22 protein-coding genes are annotated in these 21,621 nt (G+C 42.7%); 12 read left to right on the forward strand and 10 right to left on the reverse strand.

What is annotated here, in order from left to right:
• Window positions 1-3 precede the first annotated feature (3 nt).
• The gene (locus CDG62_RS17075; RefSeq protein WP_087527671.1) at window positions 4-1,899 is read left to right on the forward strand and encodes an ATP-binding cassette domain-containing protein; all 1,896 of its coding nucleotides are present in this window, start codon (window positions 4-6) and stop codon (window positions 1,897-1,899) included.
• Between the two features lie 49 nt (window positions 1,900-1,948).
• Here CDG62_RS17075 and CDG62_RS17080 read toward each other — a convergent pair whose 3' ends face one another.
• The gene (locus CDG62_RS17080; protein WP_087527672.1) at window positions 1,949-2,290 is read right to left on the reverse strand and encodes a hypothetical protein; all 342 of its coding nucleotides are present in this window, start codon (window positions 2,288-2,290) and stop codon (window positions 1,949-1,951) included.
• 249 nt (window positions 2,291-2,539) lie between these two features.
• Between CDG62_RS17080 and CDG62_RS17085 the strand changes: the two genes are divergently transcribed.
• The gene (locus tag CDG62_RS17085) at window positions 2,540-3,478 is read left to right on the forward strand and encodes a lauroyl acyltransferase (protein ID WP_087527697.1); all 939 of its coding nucleotides are present in this window, start codon (window positions 2,540-2,542) and stop codon (window positions 3,476-3,478) included.
• Window positions 3,479-3,766: 288 nt separating this feature from the next.
• On the opposite strand, the gene CDG62_RS17095 is transcribed toward CDG62_RS17085, so the two are convergent.
• A complete protein-coding gene (locus tag CDG62_RS17095; RefSeq protein WP_087527673.1) occupies window positions 3,767-4,876 on the reverse strand; it encodes an endonuclease/exonuclease/phosphatase family protein in 1,110 nt (369 codons plus the stop codon).
• Between the two features lie 185 nt (window positions 4,877-5,061).
• Between CDG62_RS17095 and asd the strand changes: the two genes are divergently transcribed.
• The 5 genes from asd (at window position 5,062) to truA (ending at window position 10,874) form a co-directional block, all read left to right on the forward strand.
• On the forward strand, window positions 5,062-6,180 hold the full coding sequence (gene asd / locus CDG62_RS17100) for an aspartate-semialdehyde dehydrogenase (protein WP_087527674.1): 1,119 nt from the start codon (window positions 5,062-5,064) through the stop codon (window positions 6,178-6,180).
• 141 nt (window positions 6,181-6,321) lie between these two features.
• Window positions 6,322-7,689: a FimV family protein gene (locus CDG62_RS17105; protein WP_087527675.1), complete on the forward strand. Its 1,368-nt coding sequence runs from the start codon at window positions 6,322-6,324 to the stop codon at window positions 7,687-7,689.
• 65 nt (window positions 7,690-7,754) lie between these two features.
• Window positions 7,755-9,047 (forward strand): hypothetical protein, encoded by a 1,293-nt coding sequence (locus CDG62_RS17110; protein WP_087527676.1) that lies wholly within the window; start codon window positions 7,755-7,757, stop codon window positions 9,045-9,047.
• A 48-nt stretch (window positions 9,048-9,095) separates the two neighbouring features.
• The gene (locus CDG62_RS17115; RefSeq protein ID WP_087527677.1) at window positions 9,096-10,064 is read left to right on the forward strand and encodes an asparaginase; all 969 of its coding nucleotides are present in this window, start codon (window positions 9,096-9,098) and stop codon (window positions 10,062-10,064) included.
• Between the two features lie 12 nt (window positions 10,065-10,076).
• Window positions 10,077-10,874 carry a tRNA pseudouridine(38-40) synthase TruA gene (gene truA / locus CDG62_RS17120; RefSeq protein ID WP_087527678.1) on the forward strand — a complete coding sequence of 266 codons (798 nt, stop codon included), beginning with the start codon at window positions 10,077-10,079 and terminating at the stop codon, window positions 10,872-10,874.
• Between the two features lie 57 nt (window positions 10,875-10,931).
• Here truA and CDG62_RS17125 read toward each other — a convergent pair whose 3' ends face one another.
• Window positions 10,932-11,939 (reverse strand): AraC family transcriptional regulator, encoded by a 1,008-nt coding sequence (locus tag CDG62_RS17125; RefSeq protein WP_004692528.1) that lies wholly within the window; start codon window positions 11,937-11,939, stop codon window positions 10,932-10,934.
• A 230-nt stretch (window positions 11,940-12,169) separates the two neighbouring features.
• Here CDG62_RS17125 and infA point away from each other — a divergent pair, with 230 nt between their 5' ends.
• Both infA and CDG62_RS17140 read left to right on the forward strand, forming a co-directional pair.
• The gene (infA, locus tag CDG62_RS17130) at window positions 12,170-12,391 is read left to right on the forward strand and encodes a translation initiation factor IF-1 (protein ID WP_004692529.1); all 222 of its coding nucleotides are present in this window, start codon (window positions 12,170-12,172) and stop codon (window positions 12,389-12,391) included.
• A gap of 638 nt (window positions 12,392-13,029) precedes the next feature.
• Window positions 13,030-13,458, forward strand: a complete 429-nt coding sequence (locus CDG62_RS17140) for a hypothetical protein (RefSeq protein ID WP_087527679.1) — start codon at window positions 13,030-13,032, stop codon at window positions 13,456-13,458.
• 53 nt (window positions 13,459-13,511) lie between these two features.
• Here CDG62_RS17140 and leuB read toward each other — a convergent pair whose 3' ends face one another.
• The 4 genes from leuB to leuC all read right to left on the reverse strand — a co-directional run bounded on the left by leuB (window position 13,512) and on the right by leuC (window position 17,446).
• Window positions 13,512-14,591 (reverse strand): 3-isopropylmalate dehydrogenase, encoded by a 1,080-nt coding sequence (leuB, locus tag CDG62_RS17145; RefSeq protein WP_010325845.1) that lies wholly within the window; start codon window positions 14,589-14,591, stop codon window positions 13,512-13,514.
• A gap of 37 nt (window positions 14,592-14,628) precedes the next feature.
• Window positions 14,629-15,189 carry a hypothetical protein gene (locus CDG62_RS17150; protein ID WP_087527680.1) on the reverse strand — a complete coding sequence of 187 codons (561 nt, stop codon included), beginning with the start codon at window positions 15,187-15,189 and terminating at the stop codon, window positions 14,629-14,631.
• A gap of 99 nt (window positions 15,190-15,288) precedes the next feature.
• Window positions 15,289-15,939 carry a 3-isopropylmalate dehydratase small subunit gene (gene leuD, locus CDG62_RS17155; protein ID WP_087527681.1) on the reverse strand — a complete coding sequence of 217 codons (651 nt, stop codon included), beginning with the start codon at window positions 15,937-15,939 and terminating at the stop codon, window positions 15,289-15,291.
• Between the two features lie 73 nt (window positions 15,940-16,012).
• The gene (leuC, locus tag CDG62_RS17160) at window positions 16,013-17,446 is read right to left on the reverse strand and encodes a 3-isopropylmalate dehydratase large subunit (RefSeq protein WP_087527682.1); all 1,434 of its coding nucleotides are present in this window, start codon (window positions 17,444-17,446) and stop codon (window positions 16,013-16,015) included.
• A 485-nt stretch (window positions 17,447-17,931) separates the two neighbouring features.
• Between leuC and CDG62_RS17165 the strand changes: the two genes are divergently transcribed.
• Both CDG62_RS17165 and CDG62_RS17170 read left to right on the forward strand, forming a co-directional pair.
• Complete coding sequence (locus CDG62_RS17165; protein ID WP_087527683.1) at window positions 17,932-18,168, forward strand: DUF2061 domain-containing protein; 237 nt, start codon at window positions 17,932-17,934, stop codon at window positions 18,166-18,168.
• Between the two features lie 161 nt (window positions 18,169-18,329).
• Entirely contained in the window at window positions 18,330-19,187 is an 858-nt protein-coding gene (locus CDG62_RS17170; protein WP_087527684.1) for a LysR family transcriptional regulator, read from the forward strand.
• Window positions 19,188-19,246: 59 nt separating this feature from the next.
• On the opposite strand, the gene CDG62_RS17175 is transcribed toward CDG62_RS17170, so the two are convergent.
• From CDG62_RS17175 to CDG62_RS17185, 3 genes are all read right to left on the reverse strand, one after another.
• A complete protein-coding gene (locus CDG62_RS17175) occupies window positions 19,247-19,753 on the reverse strand; it encodes a DUF2628 domain-containing protein (RefSeq protein ID WP_087527685.1) in 507 nt (168 codons plus the stop codon).
• Between the two features lie 70 nt (window positions 19,754-19,823).
• Complete coding sequence (locus CDG62_RS17180; protein ID WP_004978928.1) at window positions 19,824-20,069, reverse strand: DUF2789 family protein; 246 nt, start codon at window positions 20,067-20,069, stop codon at window positions 19,824-19,826.
• A 216-nt stretch (window positions 20,070-20,285) separates the two neighbouring features.
• Window positions 20,286-20,936: an HAD family hydrolase gene (locus CDG62_RS17185; protein WP_087527686.1), complete on the reverse strand. Its 651-nt coding sequence runs from the start codon at window positions 20,934-20,936 to the stop codon at window positions 20,286-20,288.
• A 182-nt stretch (window positions 20,937-21,118) separates the two neighbouring features.
• Here CDG62_RS17185 and CDG62_RS17190 point away from each other — a divergent pair, with 182 nt between their 5' ends.
• The gene (locus tag CDG62_RS17190; RefSeq protein WP_004692547.1) at window positions 21,119-21,601 is read left to right on the forward strand and encodes an RNA pyrophosphohydrolase; all 483 of its coding nucleotides are present in this window, start codon (window positions 21,119-21,121) and stop codon (window positions 21,599-21,601) included.
• Window positions 21,602-21,621: the final 20 nt, after the last annotated feature.

Below are 21,621 nucleotides of genomic sequence, written 5' to 3' on the forward strand. Positions count from 1 at the left end.
ATTATGGCCTATATTACTTTAAGGGATGTCCAACTTGCGTTTGGTGGACCTGCCTTGCTCGACGGCGCGAACTTTTCATTAGAGCGCGGTGAACGAGTGTGTTTAATTGGTCGTAATGGTGAAGGTAAGTCTACTTTACTTAAACTGATCGAGGGAAGTTTATTGCCCGATTCTGGTGAAGTTTCTCTACAAAACGGCATCACCATTTCCATGTTGGCTCAAGATGTACCAATGGACTCAGGTAAAGTGGCAGATATCGTGGCAGATGGCGCAGGTGAAGCCGCAGATGTGCTCAGAGCCTATCATGAAGCCAGTGATGCTTGTGTGCTCGGGGACATGGAAGCGTGTGATCGCATGGGTAACCTACAACACAAACTAGATCAGTTGGATGGCTGGGCTTTAGAAACCAAAGTCAATTCTATTTTAAGTAAAATGGGCCTAGACCCAGACGCCGATTTGGCCGATTTATCAGGTGGCCGTAAGCGTCGTGTGCTGCTTGCTCGCGCGCTCCTTACCCAACCCGATGTACTATTACTAGACGAACCAACCAACCATTTGGACGTTGAAAGTATTGAATGGCTGGAAAAGTTTTTACTTGATCAAAATAATTTAACTTTATTGTTCATCTCGCATGACCGTTCATTTGTGGACAGTATTGCAACTCGAATTGTTGAACTCGACCGCGGCACCCTGCGTAGCTATGAAGGCAACTACTCACGTTACCTTGAGCTGAAAGCACAGCAAATGGAAGCAGAAGAAAAGCAGAATGCACTGTTTGACAAGCGCTTAGCTGAAGAAGAAGTGTGGATTCGCCAAGGCATTAAAGCCCGTCGTACACGTAACGAAGGTCGTGTACGTGCATTAAAAGAATTACGTGAACAATCAAAAGCGCGCCGTTCTCAGCAAGGCAAAGTCAGCATGGCGACGCAAGATGCTAGCCGTTCAGGAAAAGTGGTCTTTGAAATTGAAAACTTAAGTGTTCGCTTTGGTCAGGCTGCGCCTATCATCAAAGACTTCTCAGCATTGGTGCTACGTGGTGACCGTATTGGTCTTGTCGGTGACAACGGTGTGGGTAAAACTACCCTCATTAAAGCCATTTTAGGCGAACAAGAACATACGGGTACGGTGAAAACTGGTACGCAATTGGAAGTGGCTTACTTCGACCAATTACGTAATGCTCTCGACCTTGAAAAATCAGTCAAAGATAACGTGTCAGAAGGTTCTGACCATGTAGATGTGAATGGTAACCGTCGTCACATTTATAGCTATTTGCAAGATTTCCTGTTCTCACCAGAACGTGCGCGTACACCAGTCAAAGCCCTTTCAGGTGGTGAGCGTAACCGTATTCTTTTAGCCAAGTTACTACTTAAGCCTTCCAACTTAATCGTGATGGACGAACCCACCAATGACTTGGATATGGTGACATTAGAGCTACTAGAAGAAATGTTGTCCGACTACAAAGGTACCTTATTGCTTATTTCGCATGATCGTGCCTTTATGGATAACGTGGTCACCTCAACTTGGGTGTTCGATGGTAAAGGCAATATCGATGAATACATCGGTGGTTACCAAGATTACTTACAACAGCGACCAGACCAAACTGCGGTTGATCAAAAAAGTGCTGTGAAAAAAGCAGCGGCGAAAGCTGAAGCGAACGCAGTACCTACTAAAAAAGTCAAACTCAGCTATAAAGATCAACGTGCGCTTGAGCAACTGCCTGCCGAAATGGAAGCACTGGAAAAAGAGCAAGCGGAAATCAATGCATCACTTGCAGATGGTTCACTCTTTATTTCAGATGCAGACAAGGCGATGACGTTGTCGAATCGTTTGACTGAAATTGATGAGCTATTGCTGGAAAAACTAGAACGTTGGGAAGAACTGGAAAATTTAACTAAATAATTTTTCGTAAGCTCCATAAAAAAACTCCGCACAATGCGGAGTTTTTTATTTAACGTGGCTGACGATGCCCACCGCCAGGATGTATACCAGCACCGCCACCTGGATGTCCGCCAGGATGAATCCCACCACCACCTGAATGACTACCTCCTGGATGCAACCCACCTCCACCAGGCTGCCCTCCTCCTGGATGGATATGATCAGGATGTTGTCCCCCTGGATGCCCACCGCCATGACCATTAGGTGGCGGCGGCCGATGGTCTTCTAGTGGAAATGGTTCATACCCTGTCCAACCAAACCCATGATAATAATGATTATAATCATCGTATGGACTATAGACACAGCCCGTTAAAGCAATGAATAGCACACCGCAACTGATAATGTTTTTTAGCATTTTTATCTCCCTATTCTTATCTTTCTTCTTAGTATTGTGAATTTCACCCAAATTAAAACAAAACAAATGTTGCGAGATGTTTAGACCATGTTCTCCACTGAGCATGAATACAATTTCACCCACCTCATAAAAACCATCACAACTTGAGATTAAAAGGTCCTGTACAACAGGTTGATGGTGAAGATTGCATCTTCATTCTTGCTTCATGCTAAACTCGAAATATTCTTTTTCCAGTCTTTATCGCAATTTATGAGTTCAAAGCCAGACTATCAACCCGGTGAATTTCAGTGGTCTTTTCTCCATCCCAAATATTGGGGTGTTTGGATTGGTATCATCTTTCTCATGATATTGGCGATTCTCCCATGGGCAATTCAACACCGACTGGCAACCCTCTTAGGTAACCTTTGCTTTAAATATTTGAAGTCGCGACGTAAAACCACCGTTCGTAATCTGGAAGTGTGTTTCCCAGAGTGGTCGACCCAAGAAGTTATTGAAAATGCGCGCCTGGTTTTTGTCGATCAAATGTTGGGGGTCTTTGAAACACTGAATGCATGGTACAGCCCAAAGTGGTTTACCGGCCGAGTCAGTATTGAAGGTTTAGAACATATTCAAAAAGCACAAGCAGAAGGTAAAGGTGCACTGCTTTTAGGAACCCACTCAACTTTGCTCGATGCGGGTGGTTATCTATGCGCACAGTATTTTGAACCAGATGTGGTGTATCGCCCACAAAATAATCCACTGTTGGATATGCTTATCTACCGTTGTCGCGCCACCATTTATGCACATCAAATCGATCATGACGACATGCGTGGTTTGGTCCGTAACTTAAAAAATGGCCATGCCATTTGGTATAGTCCAGATCAAGACTTTGGCTTAAAACAAGGCGTGATGGCACCATTTTTTGGCGTCCCTGCAGCGACAGTTACAGCACACCGTCGCTTATTGAAAATGACCAAGGCTGCAGCCATTCCTCTGTATTTTTATCGTGATGGGGATATTAAAAACCCACAATACAAAGTGTTGATTGAACCTGCAGTGGAAAACTTACCTAGCGAAGATGAAGTCGATGATGCGACACGAGTGAATCAAATTATTGAAAATCAACTCCGTATTGCTCCGACTCAATATATGTGGTTCCACCGTCGCTTTAAAACTCGCCCTGCAGGCTATAACAAGATTTACTCTTAATAAAAAAGTCTGATTAATAAAGTAGAACCCGAGTTCTGCGTCCTGCAGAACTCGGGTACATGAGGTTGTGCTTTCAACGTTATTCTTGTTTTATTTGGTGGCATTCCATACCTGCATCATATCCATGATGATTTCCATCAGCTTCAACTTCCATACTGGGATAATCCATTCCCGCTCCATCTGCTGATGAGACTAGAATACGGGGATACCAAATGACTAACCATTCGTCAGATTCCCAAATCCCTGTAAGCCATATCCTACACTGATGAAATCCGAGCACCCGTATATTTACTGGTAATCTTTGGCAATTTTATCTGTAACCTGCTTACCTTCTCGTTCCGCTTTCTCAATTCCATCTTCAATTGCCTCCTGCGCCTCTTGCTCATCGGCTTCGGTTTGTTCTAGCTCTTCTTGTATCTGCTTAAACACCCGACCTGTTTGTAGCACCACATATACTGGGAAATGATCTGAACCAATATGAGGTAAACGCTGCATCTGCACTAAGGCAAAATCCGTACTGTGAAAGACATGATCCAGTGACCAGCGCAGTAAGGGATAGTCGGCATGAAAAGTGTTAACAAAATGTCGTCCAACTCGGGGGTCTAGCAACCCGCTAATCCGTTGAAAAAGTCGTGTCGTGCGCGACCACGCCACGTCATTTAAATCCCCCATCACAATACAACTCTCATCCAAATCTTTGATCTGATCCCCGACTATCAATAGTTCAGCATCACGTAAAGTAGAGTCTTTGGCTTCGGTCGGACTTGGTGGTTTCGGGTGTAAGCAGTACAGTTGCACTGGTTGTCCTGACCTTAGGATGACTGTGGCATGAATTGAAGGAATTTCATCGCTCAATATAAACTTAACTTCAGTATTTTTAAGCGCTAAACGACTGTACAAATGCATGCCATACAGATTATCCAAAGGTACTGCAACCCGATAGGGATAGTCATCTGCAAGTTCACCCAAGGCTTGTTCCCAATGTCCATCTGACTCTAAAGTCAAAATCAAGTCAGGTTGATGCTGATGAATCTGCTGCAGTAATAAATGGTATTGAGTATTGGGCGTCAGTACATTCGATACAATTAAAGAAATCTGACGTTCTGGCTGTAACTCTGTTTTGGCAACCGTTTTGACCTGCTTTTTCCATACAAAGGTATAAGGCAACACCATTTTGAGTTGATACGCCACTGCCGCAATTAATCCCAGCAAAATGACTTCACGTACCCAATCCCAAGGTGCATCCCAAAACAACATCAAGATAAATGCAATCAGCCCCAATGCCAAAATCTGGAGCCGTGGAAAATCTGCACCACGAAACCACCATTCATCACGTGGAATCAGTGACCAAAAGCTTAACCAAATCACAATACATGCCAGCAACTCAACCCAGATCATAAGCAATAACTCTTATATTCTTAATTTTTTGTAGATTCATAAATTAATATCAATTTTGCATGTAACATAAACAAGATATATTGCACAATATAATTGCTGTTTTCATTGTGTAGTGCTTGCAGTTGTGGTCGCTTTTGATACACTCAAACCCCTTTTAATTTTTTAACGCACCGAGGCAAAATGACATGAAAGTAGGTCTGGTCGGTTGGCGCGGGATGGTTGGTTCCGTCCTTATGCAACGTATGGTTGAAGAGAATGACTTTGCTCACTTTGAGCCATTCTATTTTTCTACCAGTAATGCAGGTGGTGAAGCCCCTGCATTTGGTGGTAAGACTGCCCCAGCACTTATGGATGCATCAGACATTAAGAGTCTGAAGCAAATGGATGTCATTATTACCTGTCAAGGTGGCGACTATACCTCAGAAGTTTTCCCGAAGCTTAAAGCGGAAAACTGGACAGGCTATTGGATTGATGCTGCTTCTACCTTACGTATGGATGATGAAGCGATCATCGTACTTGACCCTGTCAACATGAATGTCATTAAAGATGGCTTAGTGAAAGGCACCAAAACATTCGTGGGCGGTAACTGTACTGTTTCACTAATGTTAATGGGCTTAGGCGGTCTATTCCAAAACAATTTGGTGGAATGGGCAACGTCAATGACGTATCAAGCAGCTTCTGGTGCTGGTGCGCAAAATATGCGTGAACTCATCACGGGTATGGGTTATTTGTACAACAACACTAAAGATTTACTAGATGACCCGAAATCAGCAATTTTAGACATCGATAGTAAAATTGCAGCGTTACAACGTGGTGAGGGCTTCCCTTCTGCAAACTTTGGTGTGCCTTTAGCAGGCTCGCTCATTCCGTACATTGACAAGCAATTAGAAAGCGGTCAATCGAAAGAAGAGTGGAAAGGTCAAGTTGAAACCAACAAGATCTTGGGCAACCAGCAAATCGTTCCGATTGACGGTCATTGTGTGCGTATTGGTGCAATGCGTTGTCACTCTCAAGCTTTAACTTTGAAGCTGAAGAAAGACGTGCCACTCGATGAAATCGAAGATATGTTACGTAGCGCGAACCAATGGGCAAAAGTGGTTCCAAATACCCGTGAAGCGTCTATGACGGATTTAACACCTGTAGCTGTAACAGGCACATTAACAGTCCCTGTTGGTCGTTTACGTAAATTGAATATGGGCAAAGAGTACTTAGGTGCTTTCACTGTCGGTGATCAATTGCTTTGGGGTGCTGCAGAACCCTTACGTCGCATGCTCCGTATCCTGATTGACTACAAAAATACTTAAGCATTTACCCGCTAAAGTATTAAGCCGATCACACTTGATCGGCTTTTTTTTGTAACCCTGATGTTAACGTTTTACAAATAACACACAACTCGCTAATCTATAATTTTCGCTTTGCGATCTGTGACCGAGCTAAAGATTAAGATGACCGTAAATAACAAATTAAAGATAGCCATTTTAGCCATTATTGCTTCGCAAAATGTGAATGCGATCACTGTTGATCCTATTCAAATTCAATCTGCACCAGGGGAACTGTTGTATGCAGAATTGAACTTTCACGATGCCGATCCGAATGCTCCCATTCAAGCCAGTCTAGCCAGCGCAGAAGATTTGATGTCTCTAGGCGTCATGCATCAGCCGCCCAGTAATCTGAACTTTTTTACCCGTCGTACCAGCGCCAGTACAGGTGTGATTACGATTACCTCTTCACGTCCTTTAACTGAAGCGGAACTCAACATTGTCGTCAAAATCAAAGAAGGCAATGCGGCAAGGCTACAACATATTAAAACAGCCAATAAACGATCGGCAGCACTTCAAGCACGCGCGAATAATAATGAAAAAGCCTTAAAGCCAGTGGTGATTGTCAACGAAAAAGATATTGCACTGAACTTACCTGTCAGCACACAATTCAATAGCTTAAAAACAACAGCTACGCCAACGACAAACACGACACCCCTCAAACTCAATAACCATACTCCACCGAGCATGAGTGCGACCGCTATTGCAGTGCCAACGCAAGTTATTTCAGTAGCCTCTACGCAAATTGCAGCAACTGCTCAAACATCAGCTCCACGTGTTGAACCTATTACACAAGCGAAAAAATCGGCAGATCCATTGGTGCAAAAATATGCAGATTCAGTTCAAAAATCAGATGCACCAATTTCAGCACAGGCCAGCCCACAAATTAGTCCATCGACAGCAAAAAAAACACCTGCTGCCCCTACAACTACTGCACGCCAAGCCACACCGCAAAGTGCCCATGTTGTCCAGTCGAATGAATCTCTCTGGGGCATTGCATCACGTATTGCTGCTGAAGAAAACCGTCCTGTCGGTGAAGTCATGCAACAAATTAAAGCCAAGAATGAACATGCCTTTATTCAAGGGGACGTAAACCGCTTACGACGTGGTGCCAACCTTAATTTAACGGGCCTACAAACAGCAAAATCAGAACAAAAAGTCTCCGTTTCATCCCTTCCAAAACAAAGCTCACAGCAATCTGGCAAGGCGAAATACCGCCTCAATCAAGCCGAGATGAGTTTGGTTGCAGAGAAAGAGCAAGATTCAAGCCACGGTTCTGCCAAGAAGTCGACAGAAAAGAATCAAACATCAAACGAGTTGTCATTAAAAGTTATGACATCCCGTGAAAAAACCGTTAAATTACAGAGAAACGTAACACAATTAGAAGTGGCACTTAATCAGAAAGATCAGAGAATTCAATTACTAAACGCTCGTCTTGCACAATTGCAACAACAATTGAAAGCACAACAAACTGAGAAAAAGCCAACACACTAAAGTGTTATTTTGATTATTTGATTTTGGATGAACTTGCACAAAGACAAGTTCAAAAGGGGTAAAACATGCTTATTTATGTGATTCCATTTATCTTACTATTGGTTGTTGCCATAGTCTTAAAAAAGCGTGAGGCGAGCAAAGAAGCAGAACCAAAAACTCAAAAAGCGGTTGCTGCAAAAAACAAAGCCAAAAAAACCAGTTCGTCTAAAAAATCCCCGCAACAAACTCAAGTCGTTGAAGATGTTGTCGCTAAAAAAGCTACGACACCACTCGCTACAGATCTACGTAATAAAATTGAAGGTCAAATTCGCGACCGCAATTTCTTCTCAGCTGAAGCGCAAATCAACCAAGCCCTAAATAAAGACAACTCACAACACGAATTATATTTACTGCTGCTCGATATTCACTTGCTCCAAAAAGATGAGTTTGCTATCAGCCAACTACTGAATCATTTACGTTCTTTAGAACTGGATGATATTTTGGTGCAAGCAGAAGCCAAAAAATCGGATTACGATCAATTACATCAAAATAGCCGTGACACGATTGAGTTTAAACCAACTGAAATTGCACCATCTACACCAAAACCTGTAGAAGCAACCAATACCGCTGACTTTGATGCCCTGATGTCATCAAATAATGCTGTGCAGGCTCCTGTTGTTGAACCTATTCAAGACATTAAACCGCTTGATTTTGATACCTCAGCATTTACCACCGCAACAACAGCTCAACCTGAACCGAGCATCGAAGTTCAAGACTTAGATTTTGATATCTCTAGTTTAAATACACCAACAGCAGAACCAGCCAAACCTGCTGAAGAACTTAAACCGCTCGATTTCGGTTCACTCTCTTTAGAAAGCAAGCCTGCACAACCAGCAGAAACCGCTGCAGCTGACATCCAACCTTTAGATTTTTCGTTCAATCTCGACACAGCGCCGACAACAACGCCAGATGCAGAAACTTCACTGCATCCTGCAGATGACCGTCCTGAATTTACATTTGATTTTTCAAGCAAATCCAAGACGGAAGCTGCAAAAGACATCCCTGCTTTTTCTTTCGATACGATTAGTTCAGGTGAAACGATAGCAGAAGAAACACCAGCCGTTGTTACGCCAAGCCTCAACTTGAGCCTAGAGTCTACTGCACCTACCTATACAGTGGACCAAAGCGATCCTCTGGTGCAGTCTTTCCCTCAATTGAGCGAAGTCAATGAAATACTCTTAAACCTTGAATTGGCTGAGCAATACATTCAACTCGGCGCTTTCGAAGCTGCACGTGAAATTTTGGTTGAACAAGAACCAAATTACTCTACGGAACAACGTCAGCAAGTCGAACAGTTACTGAGTCGCATAGCATCCTAAGCCATTTCGTTTTAAACTAAAGCAGTCATCACCGACTGCTTTTTTATAATGAAAAAAATTGCGCTTATCTATATGGGTGGAACCTTTGGCTGTATTAGCGAACCCTTACAACCAATGCCTGCCGAAGAGTTTATTCCCAAGCTCACACATGTCTTGCCAATTCATCTCGACATTGAATGTTTCATTGCACCTGTTATTAAAGACAGTAGCGCCTGTACGGCTGAAGACTGGTTATTGCTAACTCAGCAGATTCAACACTTACAACTGCAACAATTCCAGCATTTTGTCGTGATTCATGGCACCGATACCTTAAGCTATGCCAGTGCCGTCGCTGCACACTTTATTGCAGACTCTGCACGTGTGGTTTTCACAGGTAGCCAATATCCATTACTCAATGTACACGGAACTGACACCCGTGAATTTAGCGATGCGATTAGTAATTTGAATTTTGCCTTAGATGCGGTGATGAAACATCCTGTCGGAGTGTATCTGGCTTTTCATCAACAGATATTACATGCGCAAACCGCGTTAAAACGCCATACCACAGAACTAGATGCTTTTACAGGCATCATGGCTGAACAGCCGATTCCACAAGGCTTAAAAACACATATTGTACAAACAGATGATGTAGAACAATCCCAACAGTTCAATTGCCTCAATCTGATGATGCAACCCGTTGCTTTAGTGCAACAAGTTCAAAACTTGCGAAATTTGCTCTCTGCGCCACCACATTTCCTCATTTTGCAAGGTTTTGGAACGGGTAATTTAGCTGTGAATGCTGAGTTGATAGCACTTTTCGATGAATTTTACACACAAGGCTGTGTTGTTATCTTAAGCACCCAAGTCCCTTTCGGGCATATTGATCAGCGCTATGCAGTCGCCGCTTGGACAACCCAAGCCAAAATAATTGTCAGTGATTGCCTCGGGCATGCAGATCTGTATGCCAAAGCCCTCAAAATGTATTTACAATACCCCAGCGCGGAAGCACGCTTCAGCCATTGGCATGATTTGGGTTAATTTGAGGTACATATGCAACGTTTTGCGATCGGCATTGAGTTTTGTGGAACACACTATCGTGGTTGGCAAACCCAACAAACAGGTGTGATCAGCGTACAAGAGACGATTGAAAAAGTACTCTCTAAAATTGCCAATGAACCGATTAGCTTACATGGTGCAGGCCGTACCGATGCGGGCGTCCATGCCACCAATATGGTGGCACACTTTGATAGCTCGGCACTTCGTTCAGAGCGCGGTTGGTTAATGGGGAGTAACAGCCAACTGCCAAAAGATATCTCGATCCAGTGGATCAAAGCAATGGATCAAGACTTTCATGCACGCTTCAAAGCGCAGGCACGTCGTTATCGTTATGTTGTTTATAACCACCCGCAACGCCCTGCTCTTATGCATAAACAAGTCACACATGCCTATTATGCGCTAGATGTGGCAAAGATGATGCAAGCCGCGCAAAAGTTTGAAGGCACTCATAACTTTGAAAGCTTCCGTGCAGCCGCATGTCAATCCAATCAACCTGTGCGCCATGTCAGCCATTGTCGCTTGATTCAACATGGTCCTTATTTGGTACTCGACATTCAGGCCGATGGCTTCTTGCACCATATGGTCCGCAATATCATGGGTTGCTTACTGGAAATTGGTCAAGGTATGTATGAAGTCGAACATATTGAGGCGATTTTCGCAGCAGAAGACCGCAAAGCCGCAGGTATTACAGCCCCTCCTGATGGGCTGTATTTCATTCATGTCGACTATCCAGCGCAGTTTAAGCTACCTAAGCAGCCGCTTGGGCCACACTGGCTAAATATGCCTGAATAATTTCTTTTTGAATCCTCTCCCTAGCCTACTTTTTTAAAGGGGCTTAGGAAGGATTTCTTAACGCTGCTTACGCTTTCGATATTCCACAGGGGTTTCATTGGTCCAGCGTTTAAACGCACGATAAAAAGTACTTGGCTCAGAAAAGCCAGTCAAATACACGATACGCTCTACACTTTCAGCCGTATTGGCCAAAAGTTTTTTCGCCAAACGGCAGCGATAATCAGACAAAATTTGCTGGAAGCTAGTATTCGCCTCACTCAGCTGTGTACGTAAACGCCTTGGGGTAATACTGAGCTGTGAAGCCACCGTTTCAAGTGTGGTTTCACCACTTTCTAAGGTAGAGCCAATGGCACGACGCACTTCACCCACCAAATCATAACGGGCTAATTCTTGAAGTTTTTCAATCGCTAACTGCTCATGCAATTGCAATAACTCAGGTTCTGCCTGCCATAACGGATAAGCCAAAATACTTGGGTCAAAATATAAGCGGGTTTCTTTTTGCCCTAGACTGACAGGGCATTCATATACGCGGAAATACTCATCATCAAACGCGCCTTTACTGAAGTTAAAATCAATATAGATCGGTTCAAAGCGCCCTTCAGTAATAAATTTAAAGAACCGTAAAATACCGGACATCGCACATTCAGAAAAATGTCGATTGACCAAATTTTCAGCCCAAGGTTGTTCCCCATTGGTCAAATAACAACGATCATCTTCAACCACCAACTTGGCATGAAAGGCATCACTGATCAATCGCTGATACGCCAAAGCACGCTTCAAACCCTCACCAAAGTTTTCAGATGAAATAAACAAATGCTCAATTACTTGACCACGGTATAAAGGCAAATTTTCACCCAAATGTAGACCGATGTCTGGATCGCGACTGACCTCTTCTGCCGCCACCCAAAAAGCGTATTGTGCGCTCAAAGGCGTACGCTCATTGGTTTCCATCTGATTTAGTGCAACACCAGCCTTTGTTAAAATTTCTTCTGTTGGCAACCCTGAACGACGAATCGCTTGGTAGCCTAATCGCAATACAACCGATGCATCCGTTAGCTGACCCACGCTAGAACCTTCCTTGTATGTTCTTCATTTATACATAAAACATTAAAATTAGATTAACTGCGATTGACCGAACTGACAACAACTTATATAGTTTTTTTGTTGAAAATATTTATTCCTCTCGTTCGCTTATTTTACTGACAGATGATCAGGCAACCGCCCATTCCGCCTTGTTTTATGCAAAAAAATTGACTATAATTTGCGCCTTTCCAATTTATTCATTCAGGTAGGCTATGGCCAATAAAGAGGAACTCATCGAGTTCGAAGGCGTTGTCACCGAGACGCTTCCTAATACTATGTTTCGTGTACGTTTAGAAAACGGTCATGAAGTGATTGCACACATCTCTGGTAAAATGCGTAAACACTATATTCGTATTTTGACTGGGGACAGTGTTAAAGTAGAAATGACACCTTATGATTTATCTAAGGGTCGTATCACTTATCGTGCGCGCTAAGTTTTAGCGAAGCGAAAAAGCCACTTTTTTTAAGTGGCTTTTTTAATGTCTGTGCTTAGACTAAAACATTATGAATCAACTACATTTCAAGTAAAATAAAACTATAACTAAAAACAAAAAAACTGAAGGTACCAAAACAATAATAATGACGACTTCAATGAAGCTCGCTATTTCACTGTTCCCAATGCTATGTGTTGCTTGTGCCACAACAAGCCAAACTCAGTTCAACTAAACCATATCGAACAATCGTCAGATCAAGTTCAAAGTCAACTCAACCTCAATAGCCTGGGCTATAAAGTACTCGGTGCTCCTGTACATACCTCCTGAGGAACTGACCTACACTCTATTAACTAATATGCCTATTCCGATGGCCCCCCAATCTTGGAACCAGTGTCAGTATGGGCGCGCCCATTCCGATGCCTTCCAGCGGTAGCTTGAATATTGAAATGAAATGTAAAAGTGGGTTCAGGCTGCATGATGATCTTGTGGAATCTATTCACTACGTCAACCAAGCGTGTTAACGGCTGCGTTATGTTGAGTCGCCTACATACCGTTTATCTCAAATTACTCGAAACATACTCAAACGAACGTTCAGATATACAATACTAAAAGGGTCTCTCTCTGCTTAGGGGATGATCATGAAGCCCTTTCTTATCAGTTTCTTTAGTTCCATCTGCTTTCTACTCCTTCAAGCTTGTAGCAGCTCTCCTGCGAAACACCAGACCGTCGTTTCACCCGTTAAAATTGCACTCCCCGACTATTTAGAACAATATATCGGCCAAGATGTATCGAGCATTCGGCGTCAGCTCAACTTACATCAACTCGGTTATGAAACCTTAGGTGCACCAATTCAAACACCAAACCAACTGAGTTACACCATTGTCCGACGGATTCAAATTCCAACCCCTATGCCCTCTATGCGTAGCGACAGCAGTATCGGAGCGATTCCTATTCCCACACATACACCTTTTTATGATGTGCAGTTAGAGTGCCAAGTCCATTTCTTATTAAAAGATAATATTGCGCAATCAATTCAATATCGAGGTAAAGCCTGCAAAGGTTATTAAATCTTGGGCATAAAAAAACGCAGCGGATGGCTGCGTTTTCAAATTATTTTGGCTTAGTTCAGTGCAGCCACAACTGCCTGCCCCATTTCCGCAGTACCCACTTTGCTCATACCTTCAGACATGATATCAGCGGTACGCAAACCTTGATCTAGGACATTGCCTACTGCATCTTCAATCGCTTGAGCAGCAGCTTCTTCACGGAAGGTATAACGCAACATCATCGCCACCGAAAGAATAGTGGCTAATGGATTGGCAATATTCTGCCCTGCGATATCAGGTGCCGAACCATGACATGGCTCATACATTCCTTTCGCATTTTCATCTAAGGATGCTGATGGCAACATCCCAATTGAGCCTGTCAACATTGCGGCTTCATCAGACAAGATGTCACCAAATAAGTTACCTGTCACAATCACGTCAAACTGTTTAGGTGCACGTACCAATTGCATTGCAGCATTGTCGACATACATATGCGACAAGTTAATATTTGGATAGTCAGCTTCTTTCATGGCTGTTACGGTTTGCTTCCAAAGCTCAGTCACTTCAAGGACATTGGCTTTATCAACAGAACAGACTTTGCCACCACGTAAACCCGCCATTTCAAAAGCCACTTTCGCAATACGCTTAATTTCAGACTCAGCATAAACGTCGGTGTTAAAACCTTGTTTTTCACCATTCTCAAGTTCACGAATCCCCCGCGGCTGACCGAAGTAAATCCCGCCCGTTAATTCACGAACGATGAGAATATCAAGACCCGCTACAATTTCAGGCTTTAAGCTTGATGCGTCTGCCAATTGCGGATACAAAATCGCTGGACGTAAGTTCGCGAACAAATTGAGTTCACTACGGATTTTTAACAAACCACGCTCTGGACGAATCGAACGCTCAATGTTGTCCCACTTAGGACCACCCACCGCACCGAGTAAAATCGCATCTGCATTTTTGGCTTGTGCTGCGGTTACATCTGGATAAGGCGAACCGTGTGCATCAATGGCAGCCCCACCGAGTAGACCCTGTTCCCACGTTAAACCTAAATTGAATTGATCATTGACTCGTGTAAGTACCTGCTCTGCAGCTTTTACAATTTCAGGACCAATGCCGTCACCAGCCAAAATCAAAATATGTTTAGACATGAAATATTCCATTATTGGTGAGTTCTGACTCACACGATTAAAGTTTTTGTTCTACAAACTCGCCCAAGCCATTTAAGACATTGTAAGGTTTGCAAAAACGACGAATTGTTCTTTGGCTTTGCTTTAAATCGACACACAAAGGATCAGGTGCAGACATATTCAACAAGCTTCCCTGATGTCGACTGCGCGCACGGAACATTCTAAAGGTGTAGCGTTCCGCAGGCTTAAAACGATGAATCACATGCAACGTTTCAGCGCGATCGACAGAAACAGGATAGAAGCGAATCACCAATTCATGTTGCCCCGCTGGCACAGACAGAAACAAGGCATTCGCTTCATTCAAATCATCTCGTTTTAGACGCACGACCTTCTCTCGAATGGCCTCACGGCTGACACGATGATTGTCTGCATTCACAATTTTGATCTGATTCCATCGTTCAAACTCGCAGTTCACTGTACCAGCACAGTAAAGCTGCGCATTATTTTTACTCGCTGGGGTATCCTGAATACGCTTTATGCTTGCCGTATTCATACTTTGGCAGGCAGTTAATGTTCCCACCAATGCCAGTAGAGCGATACGACTGTAACTCGTCACCATTGTTCAAGCCCAACCTTTACCAGTAGCAAAACGTTTAAAATTCTTTTGCTCGATATTAACAAGAGATGGCCCCAAGCACTAGATGAATCGAATTTTCAATTAAGCATGAATTTCAGCAAACACCCACGGACGTGATGCTTTGGTCTTTTCTTCATAAGCACGAATTTCATCGGCTGCTTGTAAGGTTAAACCAATATCATCCAAACCATTTAACAAACAGTGCTTACGAAACGGATCAACTTCAAATGTGAAGGCTTCACCCGATGGTGTACGCACTTCTTGCGCATCCAAATCAATCGTCAGTTGGTAACCTTCTGTCGCTGCACATTCTTTGAAAAGTTGATCAACAATCTCTTCAGATAAAATCACAGGCAACATGCCATTTTTAAAACTGTTATTAAAGAAAATGTCTGCATAGCTAGGTGCAATCACAGTACGGAAACCATATTCTTCCAATGCCCACGGCGCATGTTCACGGCTTGAACCACAACCAAAGTTCGCACGAGAAATTAAGATGCTTGCACCTTGGTAACGTGGCTGATTCAATGCAAAATCAGGGTTTTTAGGACGCTTAGAATTGTCTTGTCCCAAAAAACCTTCATCTAAATAACGCAACTCATCAAATAAGTTTTCACCAAAACCCGTGCGCTTAATGGATTTCAAAAACTGTTTTGGAATGATCAAGTCTGTATCTACATTGGCACGGTCTAAAGGTGCAACGATACCCTGTTCAACGGTATATTTTTTCATGTTTTTCCCTAAAGAATTTCATTACTTTAAATCTCCCCTTCCCCCCTTTTACAAAAGGGGGCTGAGGGGGATTTTAGAAACGGCGCACATCGACAAAGTGACCCGCAATCGCTGCTGCTGCTGCCATTGCTGGACTCACCAAATGCGTACGACCACCATTGCCCTGACGACCTTCGAAGTTACGGTTGGAGGTCGATGCGCAGTGCTCACCAGGTTGTAATTTGTCTGCATTCATTGCTAAACACATTGAACAACCTGGCTCACGCCATTCAAAACCTGCTTCAATCAAAACTTTATCTAAGCCTTCCGCTTCAGCTTGAGCTTTCACTAAACCAGAACCTGGAACCACCATCGCCTGTTTAATGGTACTTGCCACTTTTTTGCCTTTGGCCACTTCCGCTGCTGCACGAATATCTTCAATGCGAGAGTTGGTACATGAACCAATAAAGACTCGGTCTAACTGAATATCTGCCAACGCCTGACCTGCGGTTAAACCCATATAGTTATAAGCACGCGTCCAATCATTGCGTTGCACTTCATCTTTGGCTTGTTCTAAAGTTGGTACAGCTTGAGTCACTGGAATCACCATTTCAGGCGATGTGCCCCAAGACACTTGTGGCTCAATCTCTTCACCTTGCAATACAACCACTGTGTCAAAATGCGCATCTGCATCCGAATGTAAGGTATTCCAATACGCAACCGCTGCATCCCACTGTGCGCCTTGTGGTGCATATGGACGGTCTTTAACATAGGCGATAGTTTTGTCATCAACAGCCACCATACCCACACGTGCACCGCCTTCAATCGCCATATTACACACCGTCATACGACCTTCGATCGACATATCACGGAAAACTTGACCACCAAACTCGATGGCGTGACCTGTCCCGCCTGCAGTACCAATTTTACCAATGATGGCTAAAACTACGTCTTTCGGTGTTACGCCCTGACCCAATTGACCATCAACACGTACCAACATGTTTTTCATCTTCTTTTGAACCAAGCATTGGGTCGCCAATACATGCTCCACTTCAGATGTACCAATTCCGTGCGCCAAACAGCCAAATGCGCCATGTGTTGCTGTATGAGAGTCTCCACAGACCACCGTCATACCCGGTAAAGTCAAACCTTGTTCAGGCCCGACCACGTGTGCAATGCCTTGACGGACATCATTAATGTCAAACTGTACCACATTAAAGGTTTTACAATTGTCATCTAAGGTTTGAACTTGAATACGTGACGTATCATCTTCAATACCTGCAATTCCCTCTGAACGCTCTTTGGTCGATGTTGGAACGTTATGATCGGGGGTTGCCACGTTCGCACTTAAACGCCATGGTTTACGACCCGCAAGTTGTAAACCTTCAAAGGCTTGCGGAGAAGTTACTTCATGTAATAAATGACGGTCAATATAGAGTAAAGCCGAGCCATCGTCGCGTTGTTTTACTAAGTGATCATCCCACAATTTGTCATACAATGTTTTTGCTTGTTGGTTTTCGCCTGCCATGTCGATTGACTCCACTGGACTGGGTAATTCTTTCATTAGAATCGATTATAACGACGATTTCACATAAATCTAATTTATCATTTTTATTAATTTAAAAACTTTTTGGAATTATTTTAAATTTATACCTCTTCGTTTCAATCCCTTAGATTACAAGCCCTCACCGCTGGTTTTAATTCAAGCCCTATACGCCTATTTATCAACCTGTTGTAGGCCTCGCAGTATATTTCCTTGCTCAGCGATGCAAGGTTTATCTCCCCTATTTAGGCCAATACTTTTAAGGCTAGCTTCGTTGATGTGAATAGAAAGACAGCGACCTATGCATAGACTAAACAGTGAAATCTACAGAAGCTTGTTTTCTCAAGTAATCGACTACGTCACCTTGCATTCAAAAACCCAATCACGAGCAATTAAAATTTCATTTTGACTTTATTAATGATAATAATTACTATTTACAAATGAAAAGCATTATTGAGAGGGTATTTATCATGGCGAACATTCAGAAATTTGTCGCGAACAATCAGCGCATATTTAAAAAAACCCTAAGCTATTACATCATGCACATTACTGTGGCCATGATTGTGGCTTACTTTGTTACAGGTAACTTATGGATGGCGATCACCCTTAGCTTATTAGAACCAACCGTGCAAGCCTTCGCCTTCTTTTTCCATGAACGTATTTGGGAGAAAAAGAGCCGTACATCCGAAGAAAATATTCCTGCTTAAACCTTTATATCAAGCACCCTCTCAACTCCCCCAAAAGATCACATCAAGTGATCTTTTTTTATTTCAGTCCAGATCCAATAAGCTCCCCTTCATTTTAAAGATCGCAATTCATATAAAATTATTTTATAATTAAATTATACTTTCATAACTAGATTATCCTTATGAATCTTGCAGCCTTCGAAGCTTTTGTAAAAGTCATGGAAACCGGCTCTATTTCTTTAGCCGCAGATCAACTCTTCATTACGCAACCTGCTGTAACCAAACGTATTCATAGTTTAGAAGAATATTTTGGTGTGAAACTGTTTGAGTCTGCTGGTCGTGGTGTACAAGCCACACATGCCGCGCATTCACTGCTGCCTAAAGTCAAAAACTGGCTTAATGAACTGGGTGACATTCACCATACCTTGAGTCATGAACAAGGCATAGTCCAAGGCAAACTCAAAATTGGCACCAGTCACCACATTGGTTTGCATCACTTACCGAGCCATTTGCGTAGCTATGTGCAAAGCTTTCCAAATGTCACTTTAGATGTGCACTTTGTCGATTCTGAGCAAGCACATGAAAAAGTACTGGCGGGTGATTTGGAGCTGGCATTTTTAACCCTACCACCCAAACTCGATGAACGTTTGCAGTACGTGACCATTTGGGAAGATCCTTTAGTTTTTGTAGCAGCACCGTTTCATCCGCTGGCACAAATGCAAAACCTACAACTCGAAGACCTGATTCAATACCCAAGTTTATTACCTGCATCGCAAACCTATACCAGTCAAATCACACTGGCAGAGTTTGAGAAACAAAACCTCAAACCAAAAATCACCATGAGCAATAATCCCCTCGAATCAATTCGTATGCTAGCATCGATTGGACTGGGCTGGTCAGTACTTCCAAAAACGATGATTAACCAAGACCTACAGCAATTGAATGTGAAGTTCGAAATGAACCGTCAACTCGGTATGGTTTGGCATCCAGGCAGAACCCAATCTCGTGCGGTACAAGAGCTGATTGCAATGATGAATTAAGCTTTACAAGCCTTAAAAAACCATCCACAAGGATGGTTTTTTAATTTTGCACGAACGAATTAAGAAGCACTAATAGCCAGTGCAATCAGCCCAAGCCAAATCACCAAGAAGATCAAACCTGCTATGCGATTTGTACCACCGCGATTTTCTAATTCCGTATTGACGTTGCTATTTCCCAATTGGCGAATTTGAGCAATCTGCTTATCAACATGATGCTTGTACAAGGTATTCCCAAACATTCCAAAGGCTACGGCCAAACCGATATTTGAACTAGAACTTTCAATCCCTAAAAGTATTTCAACCACCCCTATCGCCACAATCAACCCAATGACCATAAAGCCATAACTGTACATTTTTCGAAAAAACAACCAGACCACACCTAAGAAAAAGGTGGCAATATTCAAGCCTGCATATTGTTTCTTGGGTATGATTTTTTCAAATTGAGCTTGATAATAAGACTCATATTTCGCACCGACAAACAGGGTACGATCTTGTTCTAGTTGATTAACTGAAGCCACAGAGTCTAAATACATAGAGTCAGGAAAAGCTTGATGATCGAGAGACATAAACTTCTACTTTTATCTTATTTTTATAAAGAGAGGCAAAGCTTCGACACTCAGCCTCTTTAAACTCAGTTTATTTTTGAATCAGTGAATCTTCATGCAGGGATTCGTTCAACTGATCTACAATAATGGCCCACTCACCATCCGATTTAATTTTTTCTGCCAAAAACTGACGTTGCGCTTCAGTCCAATACTCTGCGTCAACAATCGTGGTTTGTGCGTTGAGCTGATGCGTTACAATGAATAAAGCGATGGCCTCTTCACTCGCATCTAAACCGAGTTGCTCAAACAAATGGGTCATTCTTGGTCGTACACTCATGTTATTCTCCACGATACTGTTCTAATTTTTTACATAGTCAAAATAGCTTTAGCCAAGTTCTAACATAGCATATTTAGTTAGTTTTCTATGATTTGTCGTCCCATTACCGCAATATTTTATCAATAGGTTTACTTTCAAAAAAATTGACCGACTCAATGTCTTTGCAATAAAAAAGACTACCCGAAAGTAGCCTTTTCAATATCAAAAGATAAATAATTAAATGGACCAGTCTTGAATATCCCAACCCTGTTCTTTTGCTAAGACTTCCAAGCGATCATCTGGATTGACTGCAATGGCATGGTCAGCATATTCAAGTAAAAAGCGATCATTGATGGAATCTGAATACGCCCAAGACTCGCTGACATCACGTCCATCCAACCATAAGTCTAAACGCGCCAATTTGCCTTTTTGATAGCATGGAATGTTGATCACTTTACCCGTGTATTTACCATCGACCACTTCTGCATTGGTGGCAATAATTTCCGTAATCCCAAATTCACGAAAAATCGGAGCCGTAATAAAATCCGAAGTCGCTGTAATGCCGACCAAGGCATGTCCAGCATCGCGGTGCTTTTCAATGGCTGCAAAACCTTCGGGGCGCATTTGCGGGCGAATCACTTTGTGCATGAACAGTTCATGTAGTTCAGTGAGATAAGCATTGTCATGTTGAGTTAAAAATTCAAACACAAATTCATTATAGGCAATCGGGTCGAGCTGCCCTGCTTTGTAGTCTTCATAAAATTTATCGTTCATGGCGCGATGGCGAACTGGGTCGACCAAGCCTTCATTCACCAAAAACTCTCCCCAAGAATGATCTGAATCGGTGTTTAACAAGGTGTGATCGAGATCAAATAGCGCCAATTTCATGAAAATACTCGTAAAAACTGAAATTTAAGAAAAAAATTGTAAATCTATCTCCGCTAGTCGATAGAAATTCGTTAAGATCATAGCAATTTTAACATTTTTAAACTTTGCTTTTTTCGAGTTGGATATAGAAATAAAAATCCCCGATCGCAAAGTCATAAATTACACAATATTTAGGTAGCCAAATGATCGATTCGGAAGGTTTCCGACCCAATGTCGGGATCATTTTGGCAAACGAGTTTGGACAAGTTTTATGGGCAAAACGCATTGGACACAATGCTTGGCAATTTCCACAAGGAGGTATCCAATATGGAGAAACCCCTGAACAGGCACTTTATCGTGAGCTGAGAGAAGAAGTTGGCTTACTGCCCGAACACGTCCAAATTGTAGCGCAAACTAAAGGTTGGCTGCGTTATCGTTTGCCGCACCGATACATTCGTACAGATTCTGATCCCGTATGTATTGGACAAAAACAAAAGTGGTTTTTACTCAAACTCACTGCTCCCGCTCAGAACATTCGTTTGAATTTGTCTGATCCGCCTGAGTTTGACCAATGGCAGTGGGTCAGTTATTGGTACCCGCTGGGGCAAGTTGTAAATTTTAAACGCGATGTATACCGCAAAGCGATGGTGGAGCTGTGCAATCAGCTCCCTCAAAAAAAGCCTTAAAAAATCTAGACGTCCTACAG

This window comes from Acinetobacter sp. WCHA55 (assembly GCF_002165305.2).
Lineage (GTDB): Bacteria > Pseudomonadota > Gammaproteobacteria > Pseudomonadales > Moraxellaceae > Acinetobacter.